4 protein-coding genes are annotated in these 3,943 nt (G+C 63.1%); 1 reads left to right on the top strand and 3 read right to left on the bottom strand.

Annotated features, from left to right (window positions below; genetic code table 11):
* Positions 1–1,022: NADH:ubiquinone reductase (Na(+)-transporting) subunit A (gene nqrA / locus VEK15_28265; protein HXV64625.1), on the bottom strand; the 1,022-nt coding region annotated here is incomplete at its 3' end.
* Between the two features lie 291 nt (positions 1,023–1,313).
* Here nqrA and VEK15_28260 point away from each other — a divergent pair.
* On the top strand, positions 1,314–2,489 hold the full coding sequence (locus tag VEK15_28260) for an EAL domain-containing protein (GenBank protein HXV64624.1): 1,176 nt from the start codon (positions 1,314–1,316) through the stop codon (positions 2,487–2,489).
* On the opposite strand, the gene VEK15_28255 is transcribed toward VEK15_28260, so the two are convergent.
* Complete coding sequence (locus tag VEK15_28255; GenBank protein ID HXV64623.1) at positions 2,439–2,660, bottom strand: DUF2905 domain-containing protein; 222 nt, start codon at positions 2,658–2,660, stop codon at positions 2,439–2,441. The two genes, VEK15_28260 and VEK15_28255, sit on opposite strands and share 51 nt — an antisense overlap.
* 15 nt (positions 2,661–2,675) lie before the next feature.
* Positions 2,676–3,617, bottom strand: coding sequence for a nucleoside hydrolase (locus tag VEK15_28250; GenBank protein HXV64622.1), 942 nt, complete (start codon positions 3,615–3,617; stop codon positions 2,676–2,678).
* Positions 3,618–3,943 lie beyond the last annotated feature (326 nt).

Below are 3,943 nucleotides of genomic sequence, written 5' to 3'. Positions count from 1 at the left end.
CCGAGAAACACCCGCTCGCGATCTTCAGCGATTACGGAAACCTGCTGGTGGTAGCGGCCGAGATACCCCGCGGCGTCCCCCATGGCGCGGCGGCCGGAGAGGACCGATCCGGAGATGATCCGGCTGTCTCCAGGATGGAGCTCACCCTCGACGAGCTCGTCCAGAAAAGCGCCGCGTCTCGTCTTCAGAAGACGCGGCCTCTGCACCTTCGGTCCGGCGAAGGAGACGAGCCGACTCAAATCCAGCTCACCCCTTTCGAAGAGCCTGCCGATGGCGACGACGTCCTGAAGCCCGATGTGCCAAACGGTCTTGTTTCGGTCGACCGGGTCGAGGACGTGGATGTGGTAGCCCACGGTTCCAGCCGGGTGTGGACCTCGAAACCGTTCGTGGCGAAAAGGTTGCTCGGAAGGAACCGGTACCCGGGACGGCTCGGCGGTGCAGACGAAGATCGCGCCCTCGGTCAGTTTCGCCAGTGCGGCCAGTCCGCGCTCGAAATCGGCCTCCGCGCCGCTCAGCAGGGCGTCACTCGGTGCGGCCAGGGGGTTCGTGTCCATCGCGGTGACGAAGATCGAGTGCGGTTTCGTCGCCGGGCTTGCCACCCCGCCGAAGGGTCGCGCCCGGAGAGCGGTCCATTCGCCCGATTCGAGAAGGAGCTCCGTGATCTCGGTGCGCGACAGGCTCGAGGGGTGTTTACCGGTGTAGGCCCCGAAGGAGATGGATGACTCCCCGCCCGAAAGCTCGATCACCATCGACCGGAAGACGCGCCGCTCGCCTCTATGGATGGCGGAAACGCGTCCCGAGCCCGGAGAAGTGAATCGAACGCCGGGATTCCTCTTGTCCTCGAAAAGAAGCGAACCGGTTCGTACCTCGTCTCCCACTTTGACGAAGATCGTCGGCCGCATCCCGGGATAATCGTCCCCGAGCAGGGCGACTCGTCCCGGACGCGATGGGCTGTCCACCATGAGCTCGGGCTCTCCCGCGACCGGAAGAGTGAGACCTCTCGAAGATCGATGAACTGCCATCAGCTCACGCGCACACTACGGATACGGACTCGTCGCTTAACTGTCCGTGACGAGAGAGCTCGATCAGGGGGTCTTGGACATGCAGATCGAAAAGTCAACCGGCACAAAGACAAAATCTTTTCACAAAACCGCAAGTTGCGCAATGGAAGTAGGGAGCCCGGTTGCCAGTAGCTTCTCCGGGAAAGATCCGTCATACTAAGAGCGTTCACAACAAGACAGGTCCTCCCTGAGGAGGAGGATGACAGCAGGTCTTCCCCCAAGCCAACAAGAAGGGGTCGGGGTCCCGAAGTCATGGAAAAGACCTCCCGAGAAACGCGCACGTCGCCCTGGTGCCTGGAGAGCAAGCTCGAAGGGGGCCGTGTTCTGCAGCGTGTCGCCATCCATTCGTTTCCGTTCCGGATCGGCCGTATCGCCGGTCTCGACCTGACGCTTCCGTTTCAGTCCGTTTCCAAACGCCACGCCGAGATATACCTGGACGGTGAGGACCTGATGCTGAGGGACCTGGACAGCACGAACGGGACCTTCGTCAATCGCCAGCGAGTCACGGGGAGTCTGCTCCGGGAAGGAGACATCCTGCACTTTGCCGAGTTCGAGTTCCGGCTCGGGCGCGTCGAGGGCGAGGGGCTCGTGCGGCCGGCGGATCAGACGCTCGAGTTCGGGACGTTGGCGATCAGTCGTATGGTGCTCTCTCAGCAGTTCGTTTCTGGCACGAGGCAGCTGGCCGAGCTCATGGATCAGCGTCTGGTCACCGCCGCTTTTCAGGCGATCGTTTCCATTCCCGAGGGGAAGGTCGTCGGCTATGAAGTGCTCGGGCGGGGCCTTCATCCCGAGTTGCCCGAGAGCCCATGTGACCTCTTTCGCATCGCTGAGACCCTGGGGCGCGAAGCCGAGCTCTCGCGTCTGTTCCGTCAACAAGCCATCGAGCTCGTTCTCTCGTCGGGTTTGACGCTGCCGCGCCTGTTCTTGAACACGCACCCCATCGAGCTGGGTCGACCCGAGCTCATCGAGTCGTTGAGACAGGTTCGGACCCGGGCGCCCGAGCAGGAGCTGGCCCTCGAGATCCATGAAGGGGCGCTCGCCAAGCCCCACGTCACCGCAGAGCTCAAGCGAGAGCTCGATGCCCTCGACATCGGTCTGGCTCTCGACGATTTCGGTCTGGGCGAGCGCTTCGCTCAACTGGCCGAAGTCGAGCCGCACTACCTCAAATTCGACATGAGCTGGTTCGAGGATCTCCTCGAGGCGCGCGCCTCGAAACGACGGCTTTTGTCGATGCTGATGGCCGCCGCGCGCGAGCTTCACGCCGAGCCGATTGCCGAGGGCATCGAAAGCCGGCGGGAGGCGGAGGTCTGTGCCGAGATGGGTTTCCGGCTCGCCCAGGGATACCTCTACTCGGAGCCGAGGACGCTCGACGACCTGTCAGAAAAGCCGTCTCAACAGGTTGAGTGCGAGGGTCGCAAGTACCGATAGCAAGATCATCGACGTGAGCGGAACGAAGACGCGCGTCGTTTCGCTCTCGTAGCGGATGTCACCCGGGAGCCGACCGAACCAGGAAAATCCGCCCCAATGGACTACCAGGCCCAGCGTCAAGAGCGCCGCGCCGACCCCGGCGAGAACGAGCCCGACGGAACGCGTGTCCACGGTTGCAAGCTTAGCTCAAGGTAAGCGTGACAGGCGCTCCGTCAGAAGCTCGAAGAAACCTTCCGCATCGATCTCATGGACCCAGAGGGCGTTCGGCGGAAGCGCGGTGACACCCCAGAAGTCAACGACCGTCTCTCCCAGCGTGAGCTCCGATACCGTCTCGACGTCGATGTGCACCCGTTTGGCTCGGAAGAGAGCGGGCTCCAACAGGTAGGCCACGGTACAGGGGTCGTGGAGAGGCGCTCCCTCGGTCCCGTATTTCTCCGTGTCGTGACGATTGAAGTACTCGAGCATCGACTTTACCGAGCGGCCGACCGAGGTGCCGAGCCTCCCGATCGCTTCCAGGCGGGCGGGTGTCGCGAGCGCTTTATGGGTGACGTCGAGCCCCATGGCCACCAACGGTCGCCCACAGGCGAAGACGATCTTTGCCGCATGAGGATCGACGAAGATGTTGAACTCGGCCGACGGCGTCACGTTGCCACCTTCTCTTAGCGCTCCTCCCATCAGGACGATCTCGCGAATCTTGGGGGCGATCTCCGGCGCCTCGACGAGCGCGGTGGCGACGTTGGTCAGAGGGCCGGTGGGAACGAGCGTCATCGAGGCGTCCTCGGCGGCGCGGAGGGTGTCGACGATGAAGTCCACCGCATGCCCGTCCCGCAATGGCAGCGACGGCTCGTGGATGTCGGCGCCGTCGATGCCTTCCCGACCGTGGACGGACTCGGCGGTCACGAGCGGGCGGAGCATGGGTTGCGGGCAGCCGGCGTAAACCGGGATGTCGGTGCGCCGGGCGAGCTCACACATGAGGCGTGCGTTTCTCTGGGTCTTGGCGAGGGGTACGTTTCCGGCCACGGTCGTGATCCCGGCAATCTCGAGCCTGTCGGAGGCCGCGAGCGCGAAGAGAATGTTGACGGCGTCGTCCTGGCCAGGATCGCAGTCGAGAATGATCCTTTTTTGCATGGTGGTTTCCACAGCCTAACCGAGATTCGAACCATTGTGTTACATTCGGCTGACGGGAGAGCGGGTAAGAACCTCGATGAGGGCCAAGGCCAGCGCCGAGCACTTGCTCGAACGCGTGTTCCTGACGCTTGGTGACCGAGGGGAACCATCGCAACCCAGTTCCGAGCTGGTGCCGTCGTACAATGTGGAAACGGTGGATACGACCGGTGCCGGCGACGCGTTCATCGGGAGCTTTCGCCGTGTTCCTCGGCGAAGGACTGTCGGAGATCGATGCGATAAAGCGCGCCAACCTCTACGCCGCGCTAACGACCGCGTCAGTGGGTACG

It is taken from the genome of Vicinamibacteria bacterium, from assembly GCA_035620555.1.
In the GTDB taxonomy this organism is placed as follows: domain Bacteria; phylum Acidobacteriota; class Vicinamibacteria; order Marinacidobacterales; family SMYC01; genus DASPGQ01.
Note: the sequence above shows the minus strand (reverse complement) of the source record. Positions and strands in the feature narration are given on the sequence as shown.